This is a genomic window from Stenotrophomonas sp. S4 (assembly GCF_054187805.2).
Genome location: NZ_CM196188.1, coordinates 3,179,122 through 3,201,543, shown reverse-complemented (window position 1 = coordinate 3,201,543; position 22,422 = coordinate 3,179,122). Strand labels below are relative to the sequence as shown.

General features: G+C 68.0%; 20 protein-coding genes and 2 tRNA genes. 3 read left to right on the top strand and 19 right to left on the bottom strand.

The features are described 5' to 3' along the window. Position 1 precedes the first annotated feature (1 nt). The 8 genes from pgaB to ACUZUJ_RS15015 all read right to left on the bottom strand — a co-directional run bounded on the left by pgaB (position 2) and on the right by ACUZUJ_RS15015 (position 8,966). Positions 2-1,888, bottom strand: coding sequence for a poly-beta-1,6-N-acetyl-D-glucosamine N-deacetylase PgaB (gene pgaB, locus ACUZUJ_RS15050; RefSeq protein ID WP_049442788.1), 1,887 nt, complete (start codon positions 1,886-1,888; stop codon positions 2-4). Position 1,889: 1 nt separating this feature from the next. Beyond that, a complete protein-coding gene (gene pgaA / locus ACUZUJ_RS15045; RefSeq protein ID WP_049442789.1) occupies positions 1,890-3,917 on the bottom strand; it encodes a poly-beta-1,6 N-acetyl-D-glucosamine export porin PgaA in 2,028 nt (675 codons plus the stop codon). A 341-nt stretch (positions 3,918-4,258) separates the two neighbouring features. Further along, a complete protein-coding gene (locus ACUZUJ_RS15040; RefSeq protein ID WP_014037847.1) occupies positions 4,259-5,464 on the bottom strand; it encodes a CynX/NimT family MFS transporter in 1,206 nt (401 codons plus the stop codon). 221 nt (positions 5,465-5,685) lie between these two features. Further along, positions 5,686-5,762: transfer RNA gene (locus tag ACUZUJ_RS15035), tRNA-Pro, on the bottom strand. A gap of 140 nt (positions 5,763-5,902) precedes the next feature. Next, a tRNA-Pro gene (locus ACUZUJ_RS15030) sits at positions 5,903-5,979 on the bottom strand. Between the two features lie 55 nt (positions 5,980-6,034). Next, a complete protein-coding gene (cydX, locus tag ACUZUJ_RS15025; protein WP_005410354.1) occupies positions 6,035-6,151 on the bottom strand; it encodes a cytochrome bd-I oxidase subunit CydX in 117 nt (38 codons plus the stop codon). Between the two features lie 58 nt (positions 6,152-6,209). Then, entirely contained in the window at positions 6,210-7,361 is a 1,152-nt protein-coding gene (gene cydB / locus ACUZUJ_RS15020) for a cytochrome d ubiquinol oxidase subunit II (protein WP_014037846.1), read from the bottom strand. A 15-nt stretch (positions 7,362-7,376) separates the two neighbouring features. After that, positions 7,377-8,966 (bottom strand): cytochrome ubiquinol oxidase subunit I, encoded by a 1,590-nt coding sequence (locus ACUZUJ_RS15015; protein WP_014037845.1) that lies wholly within the window; start codon positions 8,964-8,966, stop codon positions 7,377-7,379. Between the two features lie 227 nt (positions 8,967-9,193). Here ACUZUJ_RS15015 and cydD point away from each other — a divergent pair, with 227 nt between their 5' ends. Further along, positions 9,194-10,939, top strand: a complete 1,746-nt coding sequence (gene cydD / locus ACUZUJ_RS15010) for a thiol reductant ABC exporter subunit CydD (protein ID WP_049442790.1) — start codon at positions 9,194-9,196, stop codon at positions 10,937-10,939. Next, the gene (gene cydC / locus ACUZUJ_RS15005) at positions 10,936-12,609 is read left to right on the top strand and encodes a thiol reductant ABC exporter subunit CydC (protein ID WP_458220749.1); all 1,674 of its coding nucleotides are present in this window, start codon (positions 10,936-10,938) and stop codon (positions 12,607-12,609) included. The genes cydD and cydC overlap by 4 nt, the downstream gene beginning before the upstream one ends. A 98-nt stretch (positions 12,610-12,707) precedes the next feature. Here cydC and ACUZUJ_RS15000 read toward each other — a convergent pair whose 3' ends face one another. From ACUZUJ_RS15000 to ccmA, 11 genes are all read right to left on the bottom strand, one after another. Continuing rightward, positions 12,708-13,052 (bottom strand): DUF1294 domain-containing protein, encoded by a 345-nt coding sequence (locus tag ACUZUJ_RS15000; protein ID WP_101765807.1) that lies wholly within the window; start codon positions 13,050-13,052, stop codon positions 12,708-12,710. Continuing rightward, positions 13,053-14,165 carry a homoserine O-acetyltransferase MetX gene (metX, locus tag ACUZUJ_RS14995; protein ID WP_119006534.1) on the bottom strand — a complete coding sequence of 371 codons (1,113 nt, stop codon included), beginning with the start codon at positions 14,163-14,165 and terminating at the stop codon, positions 13,053-13,055. It abuts the gene before it with no gap. A 152-nt stretch (positions 14,166-14,317) separates the two neighbouring features. Next, a complete protein-coding gene (locus ACUZUJ_RS14990; RefSeq protein WP_119006533.1) occupies positions 14,318-15,307 on the bottom strand; it encodes a tetratricopeptide repeat protein in 990 nt (329 codons plus the stop codon). After that, positions 15,301-15,750: a cytochrome c-type biogenesis protein gene (locus ACUZUJ_RS14985; RefSeq protein WP_014037839.1), complete on the bottom strand. Its 450-nt coding sequence runs from the start codon at positions 15,748-15,750 to the stop codon at positions 15,301-15,303. Before ACUZUJ_RS14985 ends, ACUZUJ_RS14990 begins: the two co-directional genes overlap by 7 nt. A 4-nt stretch (positions 15,751-15,754) precedes the next feature. Then, the gene (locus ACUZUJ_RS14980; RefSeq protein ID WP_458219959.1) at positions 15,755-16,372 is read right to left on the bottom strand and encodes a DsbE family thiol:disulfide interchange protein; all 618 of its coding nucleotides are present in this window, start codon (positions 16,370-16,372) and stop codon (positions 15,755-15,757) included. Positions 16,373-16,380: 8 nt separating this feature from the next. After that, positions 16,381-18,300, bottom strand: coding sequence for a heme lyase CcmF/NrfE family subunit (locus ACUZUJ_RS14975; protein WP_458219958.1), 1,920 nt, complete (start codon positions 18,298-18,300; stop codon positions 16,381-16,383). Next, entirely contained in the window at positions 18,301-18,762 is a 462-nt protein-coding gene (ccmE, locus tag ACUZUJ_RS14970; RefSeq protein ID WP_014647764.1) for a cytochrome c maturation protein CcmE, read from the bottom strand. Further along, entirely contained in the window at positions 18,759-18,947 is a 189-nt protein-coding gene (locus ACUZUJ_RS14965; protein ID WP_049442657.1) for a heme exporter protein CcmD, read from the bottom strand. The genes ccmE and ACUZUJ_RS14965 overlap by 4 nt, the downstream gene beginning before the upstream one ends. After that, on the bottom strand, positions 18,944-19,714 hold the full coding sequence (gene ccmC, locus ACUZUJ_RS14960) for a heme ABC transporter permease CcmC (protein ID WP_049442658.1): 771 nt from the start codon (positions 19,712-19,714) through the stop codon (positions 18,944-18,946). Before ccmC ends, ACUZUJ_RS14965 begins: the two co-directional genes overlap by 4 nt. A 43-nt stretch (positions 19,715-19,757) precedes the next feature. Continuing rightward, positions 19,758-20,453 carry a heme exporter protein CcmB gene (ccmB, locus tag ACUZUJ_RS14955; RefSeq protein WP_006456616.1) on the bottom strand — a complete coding sequence of 232 codons (696 nt, stop codon included), beginning with the start codon at positions 20,451-20,453 and terminating at the stop codon, positions 19,758-19,760. Beyond that, on the bottom strand, positions 20,450-21,256 hold the full coding sequence (gene ccmA, locus ACUZUJ_RS14950) for a heme ABC exporter ATP-binding protein CcmA (protein WP_458219957.1): 807 nt from the start codon (positions 21,254-21,256) through the stop codon (positions 20,450-20,452). Before ccmA ends, ccmB begins: the two co-directional genes overlap by 4 nt. A 10-nt stretch (positions 21,257-21,266) precedes the next feature. Here ccmA and ACUZUJ_RS14945 point away from each other — a divergent pair, with 10 nt between their 5' ends. Beyond that, positions 21,267-22,415 carry a pyridoxal phosphate-dependent aminotransferase gene (locus ACUZUJ_RS14945; protein WP_458219956.1) on the top strand — a complete coding sequence of 383 codons (1,149 nt, stop codon included), beginning with the start codon at positions 21,267-21,269 and terminating at the stop codon, positions 22,413-22,415. Positions 22,416-22,422 lie beyond the last annotated feature (7 nt).

Below are 22,422 nucleotides of genomic sequence, written 5' to 3'. Positions count from 1 at the left end.
GTCACTTCTCCGGGTACGGGAAGTTGCCGGCGGACATCGCCGCGCGGGCATCGCGGGTGGAGGGCTGGTCGGCGATGAAGTCATCCGGGTACCAGGCGAAGTGGTGCACGCCCTGCGCCTGCAGCTGGCGGATCTGCGCACGCAGGCGCTCGGCGGGAATCGGCTGCCCGCTGCGCCAATCGACGGTCTGCAGCTCGAACAGCGTGTGCTGAAGCTGCGGGTCGTGTGTGCGTACCGCGGCCAGCAACTGATCGAGCCAGCGCTCGGGGTGCTTGCTGCCTTCCATCCACGGCATCGCCATCAGCGCCGTCTGGTCGTAGGCCTTGTTGAACAGGTCCAGGCGCTGCGCGAACCAGGCTTCGCTCTGCGGGCGGAGTACCGGCTCGGCATACAGGTTGCGCACCGTTGCCAGTTTCGGCCGCCAGCGCTGCGCGCTGTCGCGCAGGGCCAGGGTGAAGTCGATCAGTGCCTGGGTACGTGCGCTGCCATCCTCGCCGGCCGCCAGCGCGGGCAGCTCGGTGTCGCGCAGGTAACCGTCGTCATGGAACAGCAGGCCTTCGAAGTAGGAATTGACCGCCAGATCCTCGTAGATGTCGAGCATGATCTGCCTGGCCTTCGGGTTGGTGAAATCCAACCGGTACATGCCGTCGGCATCACCATTTCGGATCGCCAGCGCCTTGCGCTGCACCGGGTCGGGCAGCTCGAAGCCGAGCACCGGCAGCCACGCGTAGACCTTCACCCCGGCGCGGGATTTCAGCTGCCAGGCGACGCGGCTGAACAGGTCCGCCCGCATCGGCATGTGCCGGTTCGGGAAATACAGCGCATCGGCGGTGTTGTTGCCGTCCGGGTCGGCGAAGGCCTGCAGATAGACATGGGTCGGCGCGATGCGCTTGACCCGCTCGATCAATGCATCGAGATTGCGTGCCTGCTGCGCCGGATCCGGGTCATATACATCGTCCAGGTCGATCTGCAGGGCGCGGATGCCATCGAGCGCGATATCACGGCGCAGCTCATAGGCCAGGCCTTCCACCGTCGGGTTGTCGCTCACCAGCAATCGCGCCAGCCCGTGCAGGTCGCTGGCCACCGGGGTGCTGCGGCCTTCCAGGTCGAACGAGACCGGCATGCCCAGCTGCTCGGCGATGTCGTTGCTCAACTGGTTGTAGGCCGCGTACGGCCAGACGATCGCGCGCGGACGTACGCCGAGATGCTGTTCGATGCGCTGCGCGCTGCGTGTGAGGTCGGTGCGCAGGCGCTGCTCATACTGCGCCTCGCTTTCGTAGCTGTGCGTGGCGGGGGTGTAGATGCGGGTGACCACGGCGGGCGTGGAATTGCCCTGTGGGTTGGCAATCACGCCGTGGTGCAGGTCGTCGGTATGGCTGGCCACTTCGATCAGGCCGCTGTCGTGCATCTGCTTCAGCTGCGCCCAGGTGACGAAATCATCGTGGCCGAACGGGCGGTAGCCGTAGTCGATGGTGCGGCCCGGTGCCATGTCCACGTAGTCGGTGATCACCGCCACCAGGGCCGGGTAATGGTAGGCCTGCAGCAGCGGGAAGGCCTTGTCGTAGACGCTGCGCAGGCCATCGTCGAAGGTCAGCAGCACCGGTTTCGGCGGCAGCGTGGCACGGCCCTGCGAGGCTTCGATCACCTGCGACAGCGAGACCGGGTGATAGCCATGCGCGCCCAGCCAGTCCAGGTGCGCGGCGAAGTTCTGCGTGCTCACCGCATAGGTATCGGCATCGCCCTTGGCGGCCACCTGGTCGCGGATGTCGTGGTAGCTGAGGATCAGCAGGCCGTTGTCGATCGCATCAAGATGCAGGGGTTGCTGCGCGAACGCCGGCGGCACGCTGGCCAGCAGCAGGAGCACGATCAGTCGCAGGATGCGGGCCATGTCAGTCTCCCCAGCGCAATGCGGCTTCGAAGCCGATATGGCGTTCGCGATGGCCGTCGTAGACCGGCCGTGACCAGCGCACGCCGTACTCGAACACGCGGCCGGGGCCCAGCTGCCACTCATGCATGTAGGACACCGACGGCACCAGTGCGCTGCCGAAGCCGTCCTGCCAGTAGTCGCCCAGCGAGACGGTCAGCCGGTGCCGGAAGTGGCGCTCGTAATGCCGCCACAGCTGCTGGTCGATGCGCAGGCCGATCTCGACCATGCGGTCGCGTTTCGGGTTGAAGTAGGGCGCATCGTCGCGGCTGCCACGACTGGTGTAGGCGCTGGCCAGGCCATCGATCAGCCAGCGGGGGCGGGTCAGCAGGCGCTGTTCCAGGCTGGTGCTGAACAGCTCGCGATGGTTGCCATCGTCATAGCGGAAGCGGCTGGCGCCGAACATCCAGTGGGTGAGCTCGCTGCGCCGGTAGTCCACCTGTGCGCTCACGCTGTCGGCGGTGATGCCGGCCGCGCGCGCCTGCATCGAGGCGTCCGGATCATTGCGCGCGGCCACCACGCCGGCATGCCAGTAATCGTTGAACTGCCAGCCGACACCGGCGCGCAGGCCGGTATCGCCGATGTGGTCGTTGGCGCGCAGTACGGCTGCTTCTGCGTCCAGCCGCCCGAAGCGGTAACGCACGCCCGCGCCCAGCCACAACGGATCAATGCGCTGGTCCTGGAAGTCGGTCGAACGCCGGTCGGCGAGGGCGAACAACCGCCAGCGGTCATCAAGGATCGGCGTCTCCACTTCCACGCCGTAGTGGCGATCGTTGTTGCCCAGTGGCGAGGTGCCACCGCCCCCGGAGCTGTGGCCGATGTCGGTCCATGCCTTCAGCTGCCAGCCGCGATGCGCACGCCAGGCCTGGTCCATGCGTTCGACCGCCGGCTGGGTGGGATAGCGCGCGACCAGGTCATCGTGCAGCGGTCGCGCCAGGTCGTCGCGCTGCAGGGCAACGTAGGCTTCTTCCATGCCCAGTCGCGGTTCGATGTCACGCGGGTCCAGCGCGTGCGCCATCTGCTGGCGCTGCAGCGCCCTGCGTGGCCAGCCGCGCATCATGTAGACGCTGCCCAGCGCACTCTGCAGCCCGCCGTTGCCGGGTGCGATCTCGACCATCGACTCCAGGTCGTGCTGCGCGGTGTGCAGGTCACCGCTGTAGGCGCGCACCATCGCCAGGTTGAGGTCGGCCTCGTAGCGCGACCAGTTCGCGTAGGGCGACTTGCCGTTGCTCCAGCGCCAGGCCGGCTCCTTGTCACGCCATGCCTGCAGCAGGTCGATGGCCTTTTCCTGCTGCTCGCTTTCCAGGTAGGCGTAGGCCAGCTCCGAATGCGAGGCGTCGCGTGTCGGGTCGCCGGCCACGGCGGCCTGCAGCACCGGAATGGCTTCCTCCGGGTGCAGGGTGCCCATCAACGAATCGCCCACTGCGGGCAGCACGTAGTCGGGCAGGGTGTGGCCTTCGGCCTGCAGTGCCCGGGCTTCCTCGCGGACCTGTGCATGGCGGCCCAGCCGGTTGAGCAGGATCAGGCGGTCCATGCGGATCCGCAGCGGTGCCTGCGCGGGCGGCGTGCCTTCGCCGCCAAGGTAGCGCTGCATGCGGGCCAAGGTCGATTCGGCCTCTTCCAGGCGGCTGTCCTCGCTGCTGCTGTAGGCCAGGCTCCAGACCACCAGCTTGGCCAGGTAGTCGCCTTCAAGGCGCTGTTTCTGTGCATCGTCGAAGAGTTGCGGGCGCTGCTGGTACAGCTCCCACGCGCGCCAGGCGTTGCCGATGTCGCCCAGCGTCAATACGCGCAGCTTGAACAGCAGGTCGTCGTTGGGTTGCTGCTGGCTGGCGCGCTCGATCGCGCCCAGGGCGTCCAGCCAACGCGCCTGGTCTCGATAGCGGCCGATCTCGGCCAACGCCGCGTCGCGGTCGGGCGGGGCAGCGCTGCTGGCCCAGGCCAGGGCGGTGCAGGCAAGGCCGACGCAGAGCGCCAGCCGGCGGTGGACAACCATTGGGGACCCCCTTGGCTTCCGAACCAGACAACCTGTGAAAATGTGACGCACATCACATGCCAGATTCTGGGATGGCCGTGGCCTGCGTCACTCCCTTCGTGCATGCCGCCCAGCAAGGGCGGGTACAACCCGGACAGCGACCTGCAATGTCTTGTCTGAAACGAAAGTCCCCCGCACACCGAGTGGTGTTCCGGGCGGCGACGCCGCCCCCATGCCCGATGCCGGCACGCGGCAAGGATGGGCATTCACCGGCACTATCCGCCCGGAATTGTCAGTCCAGCGTCAAGATGCGTGTGAAGACGGATGGCGGGTCGACGAGGCCGGCAGGCGGCCCCGGCCGCTTACCAGAGATCTTCCAGCTTGCGCGGCTTGCAGGCCACCCACGAGGCGCACAGCATCAGGGTGGCGCAGCCGAACAGGAAGCTGAACGGGAGGGTCCAGCCGTCGCTGACCGTGTGCAGCCAGCCCACCAGGAACGGGCCCAGGCAGCTGAAGCTGTAGCCCACGCCCTGCATGAAGCCGGACAGCGCCGCCGAGCCGGTCGGGGTGCGCGTGCGCAGGTTGATCAGCGTCAGTGCCAGCGGGAAGGTGGACGGGCCGACACCGAGCAGGCAGGCCCACAGCAGTGGCGCCTTCATCGGTGCCAGCAGCAGGCCGGTGAAGGCGATCACGAACGAGAAGAAGCCGATCAGCACCAGCGGGAACGGGTTCTGCAGACGCACCGCCATCGATGGAATGACCAGCGACGGCAGCAGGCCCAGCGCCGAGAACACGGCGACCATCACGCCACCGAACGCGGGCGTGCCACCGGCCTCGACCACGATGCGCGGCAGCCAGGTGAACATCGAGTAGGTCATCAGCGAGGTCATGCCGAACATCAGCGTCATGCTCCAGCCCAGCGACGTGCGCCAGACCTTGCCGTGCGGCTGCGCGGTCGGATCGGACGCGTCGGTCTGCGGCTTCGGCGCGCGCGTGGCCAGCACCAGCCACGGCAGTGCGGCAGCCAGCGCCAGCAGCGCCCACATGCCCAGCGAGACGCGCCAGCCTGCGGCGTTGGCCACCGGCACCGCCAGCAGCGCCGGCAGCATCGTGCCCAGCTGCAGCACGCTGATGTAGAGCGTGCTCATGGTGCCGACCTTGTTGGCGAAATAGCGCTTCACCAGCGGTGGCACCACCACGTTGCCGATGCCCATGCCGGCCAGTGCCACCACCGAACCCAACAGCAGCGTGCCGACGTTGCCGGCGCTGGAGCGCAGCAGCAGGCCGGCCATCGCCATCACCATCGCCAGCAGCGTGGTGCGCTCCAGCCCGAGGCGCCGCGCCAGTGCCGGCGTGGCGACGCCGAACAGCGCGAACGAGGCGGTCGGCAGCATGCCCAGCACGCCGGTCATGGTGGTGCCGAAGCCGAACTGCTGGCCGAGCACGTCCAGCAGCGGGGTGATCGAGGTGACCGCGGTGCGCAGGTTGATCGCTGCCAGCAGGATCGCAGCGAACGCGAGGACGCGCCCGTGCAGCAGCGACGGCGAATCGGAAGTGGAGGAACTCATCGGTGGTCCTTGCAGGTGTCGCACGCCGGGGCAATGGCATGCAGCGCCGGCATCGGTCTACGCCGAAGCGGCAGGTGGGGGAGGGGCTGCTGGCGGGCCGGCAGCGCGGCCATTGTACGTGCGGGCTCCGGCAAGGTCCCGTCATGCGGGCGGCCGGGTGCCTGATACAAAAAAACCCGGAGGACAGTGATGTCTTCCAGGCTTCTTGGTGACCACCGAAGTGGTCGGGGAGACAGGATTCGAACCTGCGACCTCTACGTCCCGAACGTAGCGCTCTACCAGACTGAGCTACACCCCGAAGGGAGCCGCCTATTCTAGCGATTTACCCCGATGGCGGCAAGGGGTAAATGCCGTTTTCTTCACACTACCGAAGCAGTGCCACTTCAGGGAACAAAAAAGCCTGGACGACTTCACCAGGCTTCAATGCGACCACCGAAGTGGTCGGGGAGACAGGATTCGAACCTGCGACCTCTACGTCCCGAACGTAGCGCTCTACCAGACTGAGCTACACCCCGAAGGAGCCGCCTAAGATACCGTGTGAAGGCCAGGGCGGCAAGGTTTTTTTACAGCTCAGCGACGATTTTCTTTCTCGATGCGGTTCTGCTCGCGGGCTTCGAACCACATGCCGTTGAGGATGGCCACCGTCGAGGCGAGGCCGGCGCCGAGAATCCAGGCGAAATACCACATGATCAGTCTCCTTCATTCCGGGTAGGTGCCGACCGTTGGTCGGCACACGTGCAGGCGATCAATACGCGTTCGGGTTGTTGCCCATTTCTTCAGTGGTGGTCTTGCCCTTCAGCACGCGGTACACCCAGGTGGTGTAACCGATGATGATCGGCAGGAACACCGCCGTGGCCAGCAGCATGATCCACAGGGTCAGGTGGCTGGACGAGGCATCCCACACGGTCAGGCTGGAGGTGGGCTGGCTCGAGGACGGCAGCAGGAACGGGAAGATGGCGAAGCCGACGGTCAGGATGATGCCGGCGATGGCCGCACCGGAGGCAATGAAGGCCAGGCCGCCGCGACGGGCACGCAGCAGCACCGCACTGGCCAGCAGGCCGGCCAGGCCGAGCAGCGGGGCCAGGATCGTGGCCGGCATCGTGCTGTAGTTGCGCATCCAGCCACCGGCGGCGCCGAGTTCGGCGGTCTTCAGCAGCGGATTGGTGGCGCCATCGGTGACCACCTGCGAGGTGATCTGGTAACCCGGCAGGCCGAAGGCCACCCAGGCGCCACCGACCGCGAACAGCACGAAGGCGATGATCGCGGCGATGCTGCCGAAGCGGGCCGCACGCTCGGCCACCGGGCCATCGGTCTTCAGCACCAGCATGGCGGCACCGTGGGCGACCAGCATCGACACGCTGAGCAGGCCGGCCAGCAGCGCGAAGGGCATCAGCAGGCCGAAGAATGAGCCGGTGTAGAAGATGCGCATGCTGTCATCGAAGTGGAACGGCACGCCCAGCACCACGTTGCCCACCGCCACGCCCATGATCAGCGCCGGGATGAAGCCACCGATGAACAGCGCCCAGTCCCAGGTGTTGCGCCAGCGTTCGCTGGGCATCTTGCTGCGGAACTTGAAGCCGACCGGACGCAGGATCAGGGCGAACAGGATCACGAACATCGCCAGGTAGAACCCGGAGAAGCTGACCGCATACAGCGGCGGCCAGGCGGCGAAGATCGCACCGCCACCGAGCACCAGCCATACCTGGTTGCCTTCCCAAACCGGGCCGATGGTGTTGATCACCAGCCGGCGCTCGGCATCGTTGCGGGCGACGAAGGGCAGCAGGGTGCCCACGCCCAGGTCGAAACCATCCATCACGGCGAAACCGATCAGCAGGATGCCGAGCAGCAGCCACCAGATCACGCGCAGCGTGGTGTAGTCCAGAAGAATGAAATCCATCTTGGTTCTCCTGCCTCAGGCCTGGCCGGCGGCCGGCGCCGAGGCATTGTGGGAAGCATGCGGCTGGGGCGACTGCAGCGACGGCAGCACCTCGTCCGGACCCTTGCGGATCGCCTTGAGCATCAGCTTGATCTCGACCACGATCAGCGCGGTGTAGATCGCGGTGAAGCCCGCCAGGGTCAGCACGATTTCATGCAGGGCCAGGCCCGATGCCGCATAGAAGGTCGGCAGCACGCCGTCGACCGCCCACGGCTGGCGACCGTATTCGGCCACGAACCAGCCACATTCGATCGCGATCCACGGTGCCGGCAGCGTCCACAGGGCCAGCTTGAGGAACCAGCGCTTGTCCTGGAAGTTGTTGCGGCAGGAGTAGTAGAAGGCCAGCGCGAAGAAGGCGATCAGGTAGAAGCCCAGGCCGGCCATCACGCGGAAGGTCCAGAACAGCGGCATCACGCGCGGCACGGTGTCCATCGCCGCCTGCGAGATTTCCTGCGGGGTGGCGTTGAGGATGTCATCGCGGTAGCGCTTGAGCAGCAGGCCATGGCCCAGGTCCTGCCAATGGCGGTCGAACATCTCGCGCGCCTCAACGTCGTTCTTGTTGGCGCGCAGGCGTTCCAGTGCACCGTAGGCCAGCTGGCCACCGCGCACGCGGTGCTCGGCACGATCGACCAGTTCCAGGATGCCCGGGATCGGCTGGTTCAACGAACGGGTGGCGATCAGGCCCATCAGGTACGGGATCTTCACCGCGTAGTCGTTCTGGTGGGTTTCCTGGTTCGGGATGCCGAAGGCGGTGAAGTCGGCCGGTGCACGCTCGGTCTCCCACATCGCTTCGATCGCGGCCAGCTTCATCTTCTGGTGTTCGCTGGCGGCGTAACCGCTCTCGTCACCCAGCACCACCACCGACAGCGACGACAGCAGGCCGAAGGCTGCGGCCACCGCGAACGAACGGCGGGCCAGGTCCTTGTGCTTGTTGCGCAGCAGGAAGAGGGCGCTGATCGCCATCACGAACACCGCACCGGTCACGTAACCGGCACTGACGGTGTGCACGAACTTGGCCTGCGCCACCGGGTTGAACACCACGGCCATGAAGTCGACGACTTCCATGCGCATGGTTTCCGGGTTGAACACCGCACCCGTCGGGTTCTGCATCCAGCCGTTGGCGATCAGGATCCAGATCGCCGACAGGTTGGTGCCCAGCGCCATCAGCCAGGTCACCATCAGGTGCTTGACCTTGGTCAGGCGGTTCCAGCCGAAGAAGAACAGGCCGACGAAGGTGGCTTCCAGGAAGAACGCCATCAGGCCTTCGATGGCCAGCGGCGCACCGAAGATGTCACCCACGTAGTGGCTGTAATAGGACCAGTTCATGCCGAACTGGAATTCCATGACGATGCCGGTGGCGACGCCCATGGCGAAGTTGATGCCGAACAGGACGCCCCAGAACAGGGTCATCCTGCGCCAGATCTCCTTGCCGGTCATCACGTACACGCTCTCCATGATGGCCACCATGAAGGACAGGCCGAGGGTGAGCGGTACGAATAGGAAGTGGTACATCGCGGTCAGCGCGAATTGCAGCCGCGACAGTTCTACGACTGTCTGATCAATCATGGCCTGGCTACCTCGTGGATAGTGCCGTTGCAGGTGGCGGGAAGGGTGGTCTACGACGTGAATGATGTGACCGACTACTTCAAACAGCCTTGATCCAGATCAATGTATGAACAGGTGTGCGAAGGGATCGTATGCGAACCTGATGAAGACTGCGACCGCCGGCCGCAGGGGCCGGCTATTGCCTGTGCCTACAATGCCGTGTCTCCCCCGTTGCCCGTGAAGACCTCTTGAGCGCTGCCGAAACGACCCCTGACGGCCTGTCCCCGGAAGCTGAAACCGCCCGCCAGCGGCGTGTGCGCACGGCCTGGCTGGCCGATCTGGCACGCTCCGCCCGCGGCCGCCAGCGTCTGGCCGCGCTGTGCATCAGCCTCTCCGGCGCGCTGTTGATCGGCCAGGCCGCCGCCATCGCCTGGCTGGTGCAGCAGGTGCTGGTGGAGCACGCGCCGCTGGCCTCGGGGCTGCCGGTGCTGGCGGGACTGGCGGTGATCCTGGTGCTGCGCACCTTGCTGGGCAGCGCCACCCAGGCCGCTGCCGGCGATGTGGCCGACGCCGCCCGCCTGGCACTGCGCGAACGCGTGTTCGCGCGCCTGCTGGGCCATGGCCCGCTGTGGCTGCGGCAGCGCCGCACCGGTGAACTGGGCGAACTGATGCTGCATCACGGTGATGCGATCGAGAGCTATTACAGCGGCTTCCTGCCGGTGCGCACCGAAGTGGTGGTGGTGCCGCTGCTGATCCTGGCCGCGGTGGCCTGGGTGGACTGGGTGGTGGCGCTGATCCTGCTGTTCACCGCGCCGCTGGTGCCGTTCTTCATGATGCTGGTGGGCTGGGGCGCCGAAGCCGCCGGGCGCGCGCAGCTGGGTGAACTGGCGCGCATGAGCGGCCATTTCGCCGACCGGATCAAGGGCCTGGGCCTGCTGCGCCTGTATGGCCGCGGTGACGCCGAGCTGGAGGGCATCGAGGCCGCCGCCGAAGGCGTGCGCGTGCGCACGCTGAAGGTGCTGCGCATCGCGTTCCTGTCGTCCACGGTGCTGGAATTCTTCGCCTCGGTCAGCGTGGCGATGGTCGCGTTGTACCTGGGCCTGAGCTATCTGGGCATGATGTCGCTGCATGCAGCGGTGCCGACGCTGGGTGCGGGCCTGTTCTGCCTGTTGCTGGCGCCGGAGTTCTATGCGCCGCTGCGACGGCTGGCCGCGCACTACCACGATCGCGCCAATGCACTGGCCGCCGCCGCCGAAGTGGAGCGCCTGCTGCAGTCGCTGCCGGACGAGCAGGGCCTGATCGAGAACGAGGTTGCACCGCTGGCGGTGGAGCCGGCCGAGGCCGCCTTGCCGCCGCTGCAGGCACAGGGGCTGGTGTTGCGCCCGCTGGGCGCGCCGCAGGATGTGTTGCAGGATTTGGACCTGCTGCTGGAGCCGGGCCAGCGCCTGGCCCTGGTCGGTCCCAGCGGGTCCGGCAAAAGCACGCTGCTGGAGGCGCTGGCCGGCTGGTTGCCGCCGCGCGCCGGCAAGCTGCAGTTGCGGCCCGGCGTGCAGGTGGCCTATGCCAGCCAGCGACCGTACCTGTTCCACGGCAGCATCGCCGACAACCTGCGGCTGGCCGATCCCGGTGCCAGCGATGCGCGGCTGCGCGCGGTGGCCGAGGCCTCGCAGGTCCTGCAGTTTGCCCAACGCCTGCCGCAGGGGCTGGACACGGTGATCGGCGAGCGCGGCTTCGGACTGTCCGGTGGCGAAGCCCGCCGCATCGGCCTGGCCCGCCTGTTGCTGCGTGATCCGCAGGTGCTGCTGCTGGACGAGCCCACCGCATTCCTCGATGCCGATACCGAAGCGGCCCTGCTGCGCAGCCTGGCCGCGTATGCACGCGGGCGCAGCGTGGTGGTCGCCACCCACAGCCCGGCGGTGATCGCGTGGGCTGACCGTTGCCTGCTGTTGCCGGAAGGCCGCCTGGTGGAACCGGCACAGGCGGTGCGCGCATGAGCCGTTCGCCTGATTCGCTGCGCGCGGTGTTCCTGCGCCACCGGCCGCGCCTGTTGCTGACCATGCTGCTGCTGTGGATCACGATGCTGGCCGGCACGGCGCTGCTCGGCCTGTCCGGTGGTTTCCTCACGGCGGCTGCGCTGGCCGGTGCGGCCGGCCTCGGCCAGGGCTTCAATTTCTTCTCACCCTCGGCCGGCATCCGTGGCCTGACCATGGCGCGCATCGTGTCGCGCTACTTCGAAAAGCTGGTCGGCCACGATGCCACGCTGCGCATCGCCCGCGACCTGCGCGTGTGGTTCTTCCGCCGCGCGCTGCCACTTGCCCCGGCACGGTTGGGGGCCACGCGTACCGGCGAGCTGCTGGCGCGGCTGCTGGGGGACATCGGCAAAGTGGATGGACTGCTGGTGCGTGCGATCGGGCCGCTGGTGGCGCTGGGTGCGCTGTCACTGGTGGCGGTCGCCTCGGCAGCGCTGATCCTGCCCTCGGCAGCGGTACTGCTGGCGGTGCTGGCGCTGCTGATCGCCTTCGGCGTGCCGTGGCTGGGCGTGCGTGGCCATGACGACGAAGAGGCCGATCGTGCCGCGCATCGTGCCGCATTGCGTACCGCCGCATTCGAAGGGCTGGAAGGTGCCGGTGATCTGGCCGCGCTGCATGCCGATGCGGCCTGGCAGCTGAAGGTGCGCGTGGCTGCCAAGCAGCTGGCCTCGCGTGATCGTCGTCGGCGCTGGCGCCTGATCGCGGCCTCGACCCTGCACGGCCTGGTCGCCGGGCTGGGGCTGGTGGCGATGCTGGCGTTGGCGCTGCACGCCGCCGAACAGCAGCACATCGCGCCGGAAATGGCCGCGGGCCTCGTGTTCCTGACCGTGGCGCTGATCGAACTGTGGGCCGGCATGGGCCTGGCCTGGCAGTCGCTGCAGTCCGGGCGCATTGCGGCCGATCGCCTGCAGGCCATCGTCGAACAACCGCCGACGGTGCAGGATCCGCAGGCGCCGCAGCCGGTGCCGCAGGCGGCGCGCGTGCATTGGGATGACGTGCATTTCCAGTGGCCGGGTGCCGCGCGGCCGGTGCTGTCCGGCCTGCAGCTGACCCTGGCGCCGGGCGAACGCATCGCGATTCGCGGCGACAGCGGCAGTGGCAAGACCACGCTGTCCAGCCTGCTGCTGCGGCTGTGGGATCCGCAGCAGGGGCGAATCACCTATGGTGGACGCGACCTGCGCGACGTCGCCCAGGCCGAGTGGCACCGCCAGCTGGCCTGGCTGCCGCAGAACGCACCGGTGTTTGCCGGCACGGTGGCCGAGAACCTGCGGCTGGGTGATCCCGACGCCAGCGATGCCGCGTTGTGGGCGGTGCTGCGCCGCGTTCGCCTGGGTGACTGGGCCGAGCACAACGGTGGCCTGCAGGCCTGGGTCGGCGAGAACGGCGCGACGATGTCGGCAGGCCAGGCGCGACGGCTGGCGCTGGCGCGCGCGCTGTTGCGCGATGCGCCGATCCTGCTGCTGGACGAACCGACCGAAGGCCTGGACGTGGATACCGCACGCGCGCTGTTGCAGGACCTTTCCGGGTTGCTGGACGGGCGCAGCCTGCTGATGATCACCCACGACGACCTGCCCGACGGCGTGGTCGATGTGCAGTACCGGTTGCGTGATGGGGTGTTGGAGCGCGAAGCGTGAAAACATCCCGGTAGTGCCGGCCGCTGGCCGGCAACCTCATGGCGTTTCACGCGGATACCTGATTGCCGGCCAGCGGCCGGCACTACCGATTGCGAGGGTTACCGCGAGAACTCGCGCAGCATCACCGCGATCGAGGCGACGTTGGCCAGCACGCACAGCCAGAACACCCACTGGAATCCGGTTTTGCGGTGCTTGTGGCGGAACAGCGCCTGGCCCAGCAGCGCGCCGGGCCAACCGCCGGCGAAGGCCAGCAGCTGCAGGGTGCGCTCGGGAATCCGCCATTGCTTTCGCTGTGCCGCGCGCTTGTCGTGGCCATACAGCCCGAAGGACACCGCGCTGGCCAGCAGGCACCAGCCACCCAGCCACAGAGGCAGCACTCCGCTGATCATCAAGGCGGCCAGCGCGCCGAATGCGGCCAACGCGAGATTACGCCGCCATGCCACTTACAGCGCGTCGAGGAAGCCGCGCACGGCCGGGCCGAAACGCTCGAAATCGACGAGGAAGGCGTCATGGCCCTGCGGCGATTCCAGTCCGACGAAGCGCGCATCGGCACCGCCGGCACGCAGGCCGTCGGCGACCTGTTGCTGCTGCTGCACCGGGAACAGGATGTCGGTGTTGGCGCCGATCGCCAGTGCCTTCTCCACCCGGATCTTCGCCAGCCCGGCCAGCACGTCGCCGTCGGCGTACTCGGCCAGGTCGAACCAGTCCATCGAGCGGCTCAGGTACAGATAGCAGTTCGGATCGAAGAAGCGCACGAAGCGCCGTGCGTGGCCTTCCAGATAGCTTTCCACCTGGAATTCGAGGCCGAACGGATCGTCGTCGGCCTGGTCCGAATCCAGCCGCACTCGGCCGAAACGGCCATCCCATTCCAGGGCCGAGCGGTAGGTGATCACGCCCAGCTTGCGCGCCATGCGCATGCCGGACTCCGGGTACTCGGCATCGTCGTAGCGACCGCCATTCCAGCGCGGATCGAGACGGATCGCCTCGCGCTGCAGCGAGCGGATCGCGATCGAGAACGGCAGTGCCTGCGCACTGCCGGAAATGTTGACGTGGCTGCGCGCGATGCCCGGGTGCAGCATCAGTACCGCCAGTGCGGTCATGCCGCCCATTGAATTGCCGACCACGCAGGCCAGCTGTTCGATGCGCAGTGCACGCACGACTTCGATCGCGGCGCGTGCGCCGTCTTCGATCGACAGCTCGGGGAAGTCCAGGCGATAGGGCTCACCGCTCGCCGGGTTGAGCGAAGCGGGGCCGGTCGAGCCCTTGCAGCTGCCCAGCGAGTTCACGCACACCACGAACCAGCGATCGGTATCGATCGGCTTGCCGGGGCCGACCATGCCTTCCCACCAGCCCGGTGCCGGGTTGGCCTCGTTGGCCGCTGCATGCGCGTCCGGCGACAGGCCGGTCACGATCAGGATCGCATTGCTGGCGTCCGCCGCCAGCGTTCCCCAGGTTTCATAGGCCACGCGTGCGCCATGCAGGGCGCCACCGCGCTTGAACGGGAATGGCGAGGGCAGCGCGTGGAAGCGGGTGCCGGGCGGGATGAATTCGGTCATGCAGTCATTCTAGCGGGGCCGCATGTGGAGCTGGCGACACGCTGGTTTCCATCGGCGATGCACCCGGTGGTGCCGGCCGCTGGCCGGCAACCTCATGAACCGTGATGCGCCCGCGTGGCTGCCCGCCAGCGGCCGGCACTACCTGCGGAGCGTCAAGGGAACCGCAGTTCCACCACGCCTTCATGCGGCAGGCTCACCTTCACCGGAACGCTCTGCAGGTCATCCTCGCTGCGGTTGGCGCTGCCGCTGCGCGAGATGCGTGCCAGCACTTCCACCTCACGATGGGCCGACAGCGGTGCGGTCGGCATCGGGCTGTCACCGTCGCCCAGCCCGACCATGGCCGGGAAACCGGCCAGGGGCAGCTTGCGCGCGGCCACCGGCATCGGCGGTCCGCCTACGGCGCGGGCCAGTACGAACACCTGGGTGCTGGCGGGCCATTCGGTGTTGTTCAGCGCAGGCAGCTGCACACGCACCTGCAGCAGCGCCTCTGGCGCCGCAGCGGCAGCATCGGGCGCCTGGCCGGCGGCTTCACGGGCGATGGCGATCTGCGCCTGCAGCGCCTGCGCGGCGACGGGTTCCAGCCGTGGCAGCAGGCCACTCCACACATCCGCGGCCTCGGCATTCTTTCCGCGCTGGCGCAGGGCGATGCCCAGCAACCAGCTGGCGCGCTCGGCATCGGGTGCCTGTGCACGGGCCTGGTGCAACCAGGCCATCGCGGTGTCATCGAACTGCTTGCCGGCATCGGCCTGCGCGCGCGCCTGCGCGGCCTCCACCAGCACGCCCGGATCATCCGGTGCCAATGCGGCGGCCCTCGCGAAGGCGTCTGCCGCGGCCGAGACATTGCCCAGCTCGGCCTGTGATCGGCCCAGCAGCGCCCAGCCATCAGCCCGCTGCGGGTCGCGCTTCAGTGCATCCTGCAGGGCCTGCACGCCATCGCGCAGGGTGGCTACCGATGGCGTCGGTTGTACCTGTGCTGCACGCGGATCACCGACCAGCAGATACAGGCAGGCACCGGCCACCCCCAGCGCGAGCACGCCCACCACGAAACCGCGGCGCCCCTGCTGGCGCAGTGGCCACAGCACCAGCGCCGCCATCAGCGCGGCCACCAGCCCAGCCAGCATCGGCAGCCAATGGCTCACCATCCATCTCCCTCATCGGCCTTGCTGGCCGGCACGGCGGCGACCGCGCGGCCACGGCGGCGGACGATGCCCAGCACCACCAGTGCGCCGGCGCCGAGCACCAGCAGCGGGCCACCCCACAGCAGCCAGGTACCCGGCTGCAACGGTGGCTGGTAGAGCACGAACTCGCCGTAGCGGGCGACCAGGAACTGCTTGATCTGCGCGTCGTCGTGGCCCTGCTGCATCAGCTGCAGCACCTCGCGGCGCAGGTCCTGGGCGATCTGCGCGTTCGAGTCGGCCAACGACTGGTTCTGGCACTGCACGCAGCGCAGCTGCGCAGCCAGGTCATGGAAGCGGCGCTCTTCGGCGCCATCGCGGAACTGCAGCGGCTGCGGATCGTGCAGCGGCTGCTGGGCCAGCACGGCCAGCGGCAGCATCAGGAGCAGCAGCGCCAGCAGCCAGCGCATGGGCTCAGGGCGCCGTATGCAGGGTGTTGCCGGCACTGGCCTGGGCCTTCTCGATCTTCTGCAGCGCCGGGATCAGTTTCTCGTCCACCACGCTCTGGGTCATCGCGCCACTGTACTTCCAGCGCACGATGCCGCTGCCATCGACCAGGAAGGTCTCCGGTGCTGCGGTCACGCCCCAGTCGATCGCGGTGCGGCCTTCAACGTCGCTGAGCACCACCATGAACGGGTTGCCCAGCTGTTCCAGCCAGTGCAGCGCGTCGGTCGGGTCGTCCTTCCAGTTGTAGCCGATCACGCGCACGCGCTTGCTCTCGGCGAACCGGGTCAGCACCGGGTGTTCCTCGCGGCAGGCCGCGCACCAGCTGCCCCACACGTTCAGCAGGTAGGGCGCGCCGCGCAGGTCATCGCTGTGCACGATCATTTCCGGGTCGTGCAGCACCGGCAGGGCGAAGGCCGGCGCCGGCTTGTCGATCAGCGCCGACGGCAGTACGTCGCGCTGCGGATCACCCGATTTCATCACCCCGTAGATCATCAGCCCGAGCAGGCCAAAGAAGAACAGCACGCCGATCACGATGGCTACCGGCGGCAGCGGGCGGGAGGGGCGCGGGGCGGGGGACTCGGACATGGGAACTCCTACGGACGACGGAAACGGCGGTCGGCGGCGGTGATGAATCCGCCCAGGGCCATCAGCAGCGCGCCCAGCCAGATCCAGCGCACGAACGGCTTGATGTGCACCCGGACCGCCCATGCATTGTTGCCCAGCGGCTCGCCCAATGCCACGTAGACATCACCATCGAAGCGTGCATCGATGCCGGCCTCGGTCATCACCTGGCCACCGCTGGCGTACTGGCGCTTCTCCGGGTGCAGCAGCGCCAGCTCGCGGCCGTTGCGGAACACGCGCAGGTGCCCACGGTCGGCGATGAAATTCGGCCCTTCGCGATGGTCCACGCCCTCGAAGCGCACTTCATGGCGGCCGACTACCAGCTGCTGGCCCGGTGCCAGTGCCACCTCGCGCTGCACGTTCAACGCTTCCACCAGCAGTGCGCCGGCCAGGAACACGGCGATGCCGGCATGGGCGACGATCATGCCGAGCATTTCGGCGGTGAAGCGGCCATTGCCGCGCAGGCGCTGCCAGACGAAGCGCGCGGTACCCAGCCCGACCCACGCCGCAGCGGCTACGCCGATGCCGGCCTTCCAGCCGTTCTGCGGCGCCTGCCACCACGCCAGCGCGCCCAGCAGCAGCGCCAGGCCCAGCCACGGTGCCAGCAGCGCGAACGCGCGCGAGGGCTGGTCGCGTTGCCACTTCACCAGCGGGCCGAACGGCAGCAGCAGGATCATCGGCGCCATCAGCAGCAGGAACAGGCTGCCGAAGTAGGGCGGGCCGACCGAGATCTTGCCCAGCGACAGCGCATCGGCCAGCAGCGGGTACAGCGTGCCGAGCAGCACCATCGCGCAGGCGGTGGCCAGCAGCAGGTTGTTGGCCAGCAGCAGGGTCTCGCGCGAGGTGGCGGTGAAGCCACGGCGCGGATCGTCGGCGTCCACGCTCAGCTGGCTGGCACGCAGCGCATACAGCAGCAGGCTGCCGCCCACCAGCACCGACAGGAACACCAGGATGAACAGGCCGCGCGAGGGATCCGCGGCGAACGAATGCACGCTGGTCAGCACGCCTGAGCGCACCAGGAACGTCCCCAGCAGCGACAGCGCGAAGGCGGCGATCGCCAGCAGCAGGGTCCAGCTGCCGAAGGTGCCACGCTTTTCGGTGGCGGCCTGCGAATGGATCAATGCCGCACCGACCAGCCATGGCATGAAGCTGGCGTTCTCCACCGGGTCCCAGAACCACCAGCCGCCCCAGCCCAGCTCGTAATAGGCCCACCAGCTGCCCAGCGCGATACCCAGGGTCAGGAAGCCCCAGGCGACGTTGGTCCATGGCCGCGTCCAGCGCAGCCAGCGTGCATCGACGCGGCCTTCCAGCAGTGCGGCCACCGCGAACGCGAATGGCACCGCGAAGCCGACATAGCCCAGGTACAGCATCGGCGGATGGATGATCAGCCCCGGGTCCTGCAGCAGCGGATTGAGGTCGCGGCCTTCCAGCGGCGCCGGGTTCAGGCGCAGGAACGGGTTGGAGGTGAAGATCAGGAAGGCGAGGAAGCCGACGCTGACCACGCCCATCACCGCCAGTACGCGCGCCTGCACCGGCGCCGGCAGGTGCCGCGAGAACAGCGCCACCGCGCCGGTCCACAGCGCCAGCACCAGCGCCCACATCAGCAGCGAGCCCTCGTGCGCGCCCCAGACCGCCGAGTAGCGGTAGACCATCGGCAGCAGCGAATTGGAGTTCTCGGCCACGTAGCGCACCGAGAAGTCCTGCTGCACGAACGCGGCGGTCAGCACGGCGAACGCGCCGGCGACCAGCAGCAGCTGCGCGAACGCGGCAGGTCGTGCCACCGCCATCCACGCGGTGTTGTTGCGCTGCGCGCCGACCAGCGGCAGGCCGGCCTGCAGCAGCGAGGCCAGCAACGCGCACAGCAGCAGGATCTGACCCAGTTCGGGCAACACTCAGCGCACCTCGGGTGCCGTCACCGGCACGTCGTGCTTGCGATGGGCGTCGCCCATCTTGTCGGCCACTTCCTTCGGCACGTACTTCTCATCGTGCTTCGCAAGCACCTCGTCGGCGACGAAGGTGCCGTCCTGCAGTCGGCCGCTGGCGACCACCGCCGTGCCTTCGGCGAACATGTCCGGCAGGATCCGCGACGTGGTCACCGCCAGTTGCGCGTCGCCGTCGGTCACTTCAAATCGTGCCTCCAGCGAGCCGACCGGTCGGTTGAAGGAGCCTTTCACCACCATGCCGCCGAGGCGGAAGCGCGATTGCGCATCGACATCGCCGCGCAGCACTTCCGAAGGCGTGTACAGGTAGGCGATGTTGCGCTCCAGTGCCATCGCCACCAGCGCAGTGGCCAGGCCGGAGGCGAGCAGGGCCAGCAGCACCCACACCAGGCGGCGACGCTGTACCGGGGTCATCGTTCCAGCTCCGTCGACAACGGCGCCGCTGCGTCCTGCCTGCCGGCGCGGGTCTGTTGCCGTTGCTGCCGGGCCAGTGCCAGCCGGCGCGCCACGCGCAGGCGCAGCCACGAACCGACGGCATCGGCGCTGAGCACCAGCACGAACACGGCGTAGGCGCCGATCACATAGGGCAGGTGGGTCATGGCTGGGCCTCCCGGGCCGGGCGTTCGGCATCGACGCGGCCACCGACCCAGGCTTTGCCGGCCTCGCGGTCGAGATTGTCGGCGCGGGCCTTGGCCAGCACCGAACCGGCGAACCAGAACTTGGTGCCGATCACCATCCACCACAGCGGCGCGATCATCGCGCTGCTGATCGCCGATTCACCGAACACGCTGATCGACTGGCGCTGGTGCAGGCCGCCCCACCAGTCCACCGAGTAGCGGATCACCGGCAGCAGGCTGACGCCGACGATGGCCAGCAGCCCGGCCGCGCGCGCGGCGCTGCGGCGGTCCTCGATGGCGTGGTACAGGCCGATCACGCCCAAGTACAGGAACAGCAGCACCAGCTCGCTGGTCATGCGCGGGTCCCAGTCCCACCAGGTGCCCCAGGTGCCCTTGCCCCAGATGCTGCCGGTCAACAGGGTGATCAGGGTGAAGCCGGCGCCCATCGGCGCACAGGCCATGGCCAGGATCTCGCAGACCTTGATCCGCCAGATCAGCGCGATGGCCGCATACAGCGCCATCAACGCGAACACGAACAGGCTCATCCAGGCACTGGGCACGTGGATGTAGAGGATGCGGAAGCTGTCCAGCTGCTTGGCTTCCGGCGGTACCACCAGCAGCGCCTGCCACATGCCGACCAGCAGCACCGGCACCGCCGCGAGGTAGAACACCCGCGACCAGCGGGCAGCGAAACGGTCGAACGTGGGGGGCGAACCGAGTTGGTGGAACCAGCGGACAATCGGATTCATGCGTGGCGGCTATCCAGCAGGGGTGGATTGGCTCTCAGCTCGGTCAACTCAGAGAAATACGTATTGCAGCGGCAGTGGCCAGCGGCGCCAGCACCAGCGCGACCAGCAGGCCAGCGCCCAGCATCAGCAGCGCACCGACCGGATCCTGCCCGCGTCCGGCTGCCGCCAGGCTGCCTGCACCGAACACCAGCACCGGCACGTACAGCGGCAACGACAGCAGCGCCACGAGAATACCAGAGCGTCGGATGCCTACGGTCAGCGCGGCGACCACGCCACCGATCAGGCTCAACAATGGTGTTCCCAGCAGCAACGATGCCAGCAACATCGGCAGCTGGTCATGCGGCAGATGCAGCATTTCGGCCAGCAGCGGGCTGACCACGATCAGCGGCAGCGCAGTGGTGGCCCAATGCAGCAGCACGCGCACCAGCACCAGCCAGGCCAGCGGTACCGGCGCCAGCAGCCATTGTTCCAGCGAGCCGTCCTCGGCGTCGGAACGGAACAGCGAATCCAGCGACAGCTGCCCCGCCAGCAGCACGGCCAGCCACAGCACGGCGCCGGCGGTGGCGGCCAGCAGCTGTGGTTCGCGGCCCTGGGCCAACGCGAACAGCACCACCACCAGCACCGCGAACAGCAGCGGCTGCAGCGCATCGCCGCGGCGGCGCCAGAGCAGGCGCAGGTCGCGCTTGAGCAGGGCGCCCGCGGTCTGCCACAGGCCCGGCTCCGTACCCGGCGCGATCATGCGGCACCGCCGAGGTCGAGCTGGCGGGTACGCACCGGCGGTGCGGCATAGGCGCCATGGGTGGTGACCAGCGCAGCGCCTCCGGCGCGCAGGTGTGCCGAAATCATCCGGTTGACCAGGGTGATGCCCTCCAGGTCGAGGTTGGCATAGGGTTCGTCCAGCAGCCACAGCGGCGCCGGCGACAGCCAGATGCGCGCCAGTGCCAGCCGCCGCTTCTGTCCGGCCGACAGATGCCGTACCAGGGTGTCCTCATAACCGGCCAGGCCGACGATGGCCAGCGCGTTGCCGGGCATCTGCCGCGCACGCCGTCCGTGCAGGCCACACAGGAAATGCAGGTTTTCCAGCGTGCCGAGGTCTGGTTTCAGGGCCGGCAGGTGGCTGAGGTAGGCGACATACCGCGCGCGCTCGGCATTGCTGGCCGGCTTGCCGTCGATCCGCACCTGGCCAGCACCGGGCCGGGCCAGGCCGGCCAGCACGCGCAGCAGGGTGGTCTTGCCAGCGCCATTGCCGCCCTGCACCAGCAGGGCTTCGCCGGCGTCCACATGGAAGTCCAGCGGGCCGAACACCGGCTCGTCATTGCGGGAGAAGCTCAGGCCGCTGGCGGCCAGCAATGCAGGGGTGTTCAAGGGGCAAAGGTCTTCATGCCGGAGTGCGGCGGCAATTGTAGCGGTGAATTCACAGGGTAGTGCCGGCCGCTGGCCGGCAGGCGCGACCCAGCGTCGCAGATCGTCCCGGGTTGCAGGCCGGCGGCCGGCACTACCGAGGCAGGGATTGCGTAAACTCAGGGGTCTGTCTCCCCACATCCCCAGGCCGATGCAACCCACCACCAAGCTGCCCAAGGTCGGTACCACGATCTTCACCGTGATGTCCCAGCTCGCCGCCGAACATGGCGCGGTCAACCTGGGCCAGGGTTTCCCGGACTTTTCGGCGCCGCAGCGCCTGATCGACGAGACCGCCAGGGCGATGGCCGCCGGGCTGAACCAGTACCCGCCGATGACCGGCGTGGCGCCGCTGCGCCAGGCCATCGCACAGAAGGCGCTGGACTGCTACGGCGCGCAGGTCGATGCGGACAGCGAGATCACCGTCACCAGCGGCGGCACCGAGGCCATCTTCAACGCCATTCACGCCGTGGTGCGTGCCGGCGAGGAAGTGATCGTGCTCGACCCGGCGTATGACTGCTACGAACCGGCGATCGACCTGGCTGGCGCCAAGGCCGTGCATGTGTCGCTCGATCCGCAGACGTTCGCGGTCGACTGGGATCGCGTGCGTGCAGCGATCACCCCGCGCACCCGCATGCTGATCGTCAACACCCCGCACAACCCGTCCGGCGCGATGCTGTCCGCGCAGGACATGCAGGCGCTGGCCGAGCTGCTGCGCGGCACGCAGATCTACCTGATCTCCGATGAGGTGTACGAACACATCATCTACGACGGACGCCGCCACGAATCGGCGCTGTGCTACCCGGAACTGCGCGAGCGCGCGTTCGTCATCTCCAGCTTCGGCAAGACCTACCACTGCACCGGCTGGAAGATCGGCTATGCGATCGCCCCGCCGGCGCTGACCGCCGAGTTCCGCAAGGTGCACCAGTACAACACCTTCACCAGCTTCGGCCCCGCACAGTACGGCTTCGCCGCGATGATCCGTGACGAGCCCGAACACCACCTGGAGCTGGGCGCGTTCTACCAGGCCAAGCGCGACCGCTTCCGCGAGCAGCTGGCCGGCACCCGGCTGAAAGCACTGCCGGTGCCGGGCGGTTACTTCCAGCTGGTCGACTACTCGGCCATCAGCGACCTGCCGGACCATGAGTTCGTGAAGTGGCTGACCATCGAGAAGGGCGTCACCGCCATTCCGCTGTCGCCGTTCTACGAGAATCCGCCGGCCGGCCAGCGCCTGGTGCGCCTGTGCTTCGCCAAGAATGAAGCGACCATGGACGCGGCGATCGAACGCCTGCGCCTGCTGTGAGCGGAGA

Bases quoted from the DNA above. Each gene is read 5' to 3' on its own strand.
- pgaB (WP_049442788.1), bottom strand. From the start codon at position 1,888: ATGGCCCGCATCCTGCGACTGATCGTGCTCCTGCTGCTGGCCAGCGTG.
- pgaA (WP_049442789.1), bottom strand. From the start codon at position 3,917: ATGGTTGTCCACCGCCGGCTGGCGCTCTGCGTCGGCCTTGCCTGCACC.
- ACUZUJ_RS15040 (WP_014037847.1), bottom strand. From the start codon at position 5,464: ATGAGTTCCTCCACTTCCGATTCGCCGTCGCTGCTGCACGGGCGCGTC.
- cydX (WP_005410354.1), bottom strand. From the start codon at position 6,151: ATGTGGTATTTCGCCTGGATTCTCGGCGCCGGCCTCGCCTCGACGGTG.
- cydB (WP_014037846.1), bottom strand. From the start codon at position 7,361: ATGGATTTCATTCTTCTGGACTACACCACGCTGCGCGTGATCTGGTGG.
- ACUZUJ_RS15015 (WP_014037845.1), bottom strand. From the start codon at position 8,966: ATGATTGATCAGACAGTCGTAGAACTGTCGCGGCTGCAATTCGCGCTG.
- cydC (WP_458220749.1), top strand. From the start codon at position 10,936: ATGAGCCGTTCGCCTGATTCGCTGCGCGCGGTGTTCCTGCGCCACCGG.
- metX (WP_119006534.1), bottom strand. From the start codon at position 14,165: ATGACCGAATTCATCCCGCCCGGCACCCGCTTCCACGCGCTGCCCTCG.
- ACUZUJ_RS14990 (WP_119006533.1), bottom strand. From the start codon at position 15,307: ATGGTGAGCCATTGGCTGCCGATGCTGGCTGGGCTGGTGGCCGCGCTG.
- ACUZUJ_RS14985 (WP_014037839.1), bottom strand. From the start codon at position 15,750: ATGCGCTGGCTGCTGGCGCTGCTGCTCCTGATGCTGCCGCTGGCCGTG.
- ACUZUJ_RS14980 (WP_458219959.1), bottom strand. From the start codon at position 16,372: ATGTCCGAGTCCCCCGCCCCGCGCCCCTCCCGCCCGCTGCCGCCGGTA.
- ccmE (WP_014647764.1), bottom strand. From the start codon at position 18,762: ATGACCCCGGTACAGCGTCGCCGCCTGGTGTGGGTGCTGCTGGCCCTG.
- ACUZUJ_RS14965 (WP_049442657.1), bottom strand. From the start codon at position 18,947: ATGACCCACCTGCCCTATGTGATCGGCGCCTACGCCGTGTTCGTGCTG.
- ccmC (WP_049442658.1), bottom strand. From the start codon at position 19,714: ATGAATCCGATTGTCCGCTGGTTCCACCAACTCGGTTCGCCCCCCACG.
- ccmB (WP_006456616.1), bottom strand. From the start codon at position 20,453: ATGATCGCGCCGGGTACGGAGCCGGGCCTGTGGCAGACCGCGGGCGCC.
- ccmA (WP_458219957.1), bottom strand. From the start codon at position 21,256: ATGTGGGGAGACAGACCCCTGAGTTTACGCAATCCCTGCCTCGGTAGT.
- ACUZUJ_RS14945 (WP_458219956.1), top strand. From the start codon at position 21,267: ATGCAACCCACCACCAAGCTGCCCAAGGTCGGTACCACGATCTTCACC.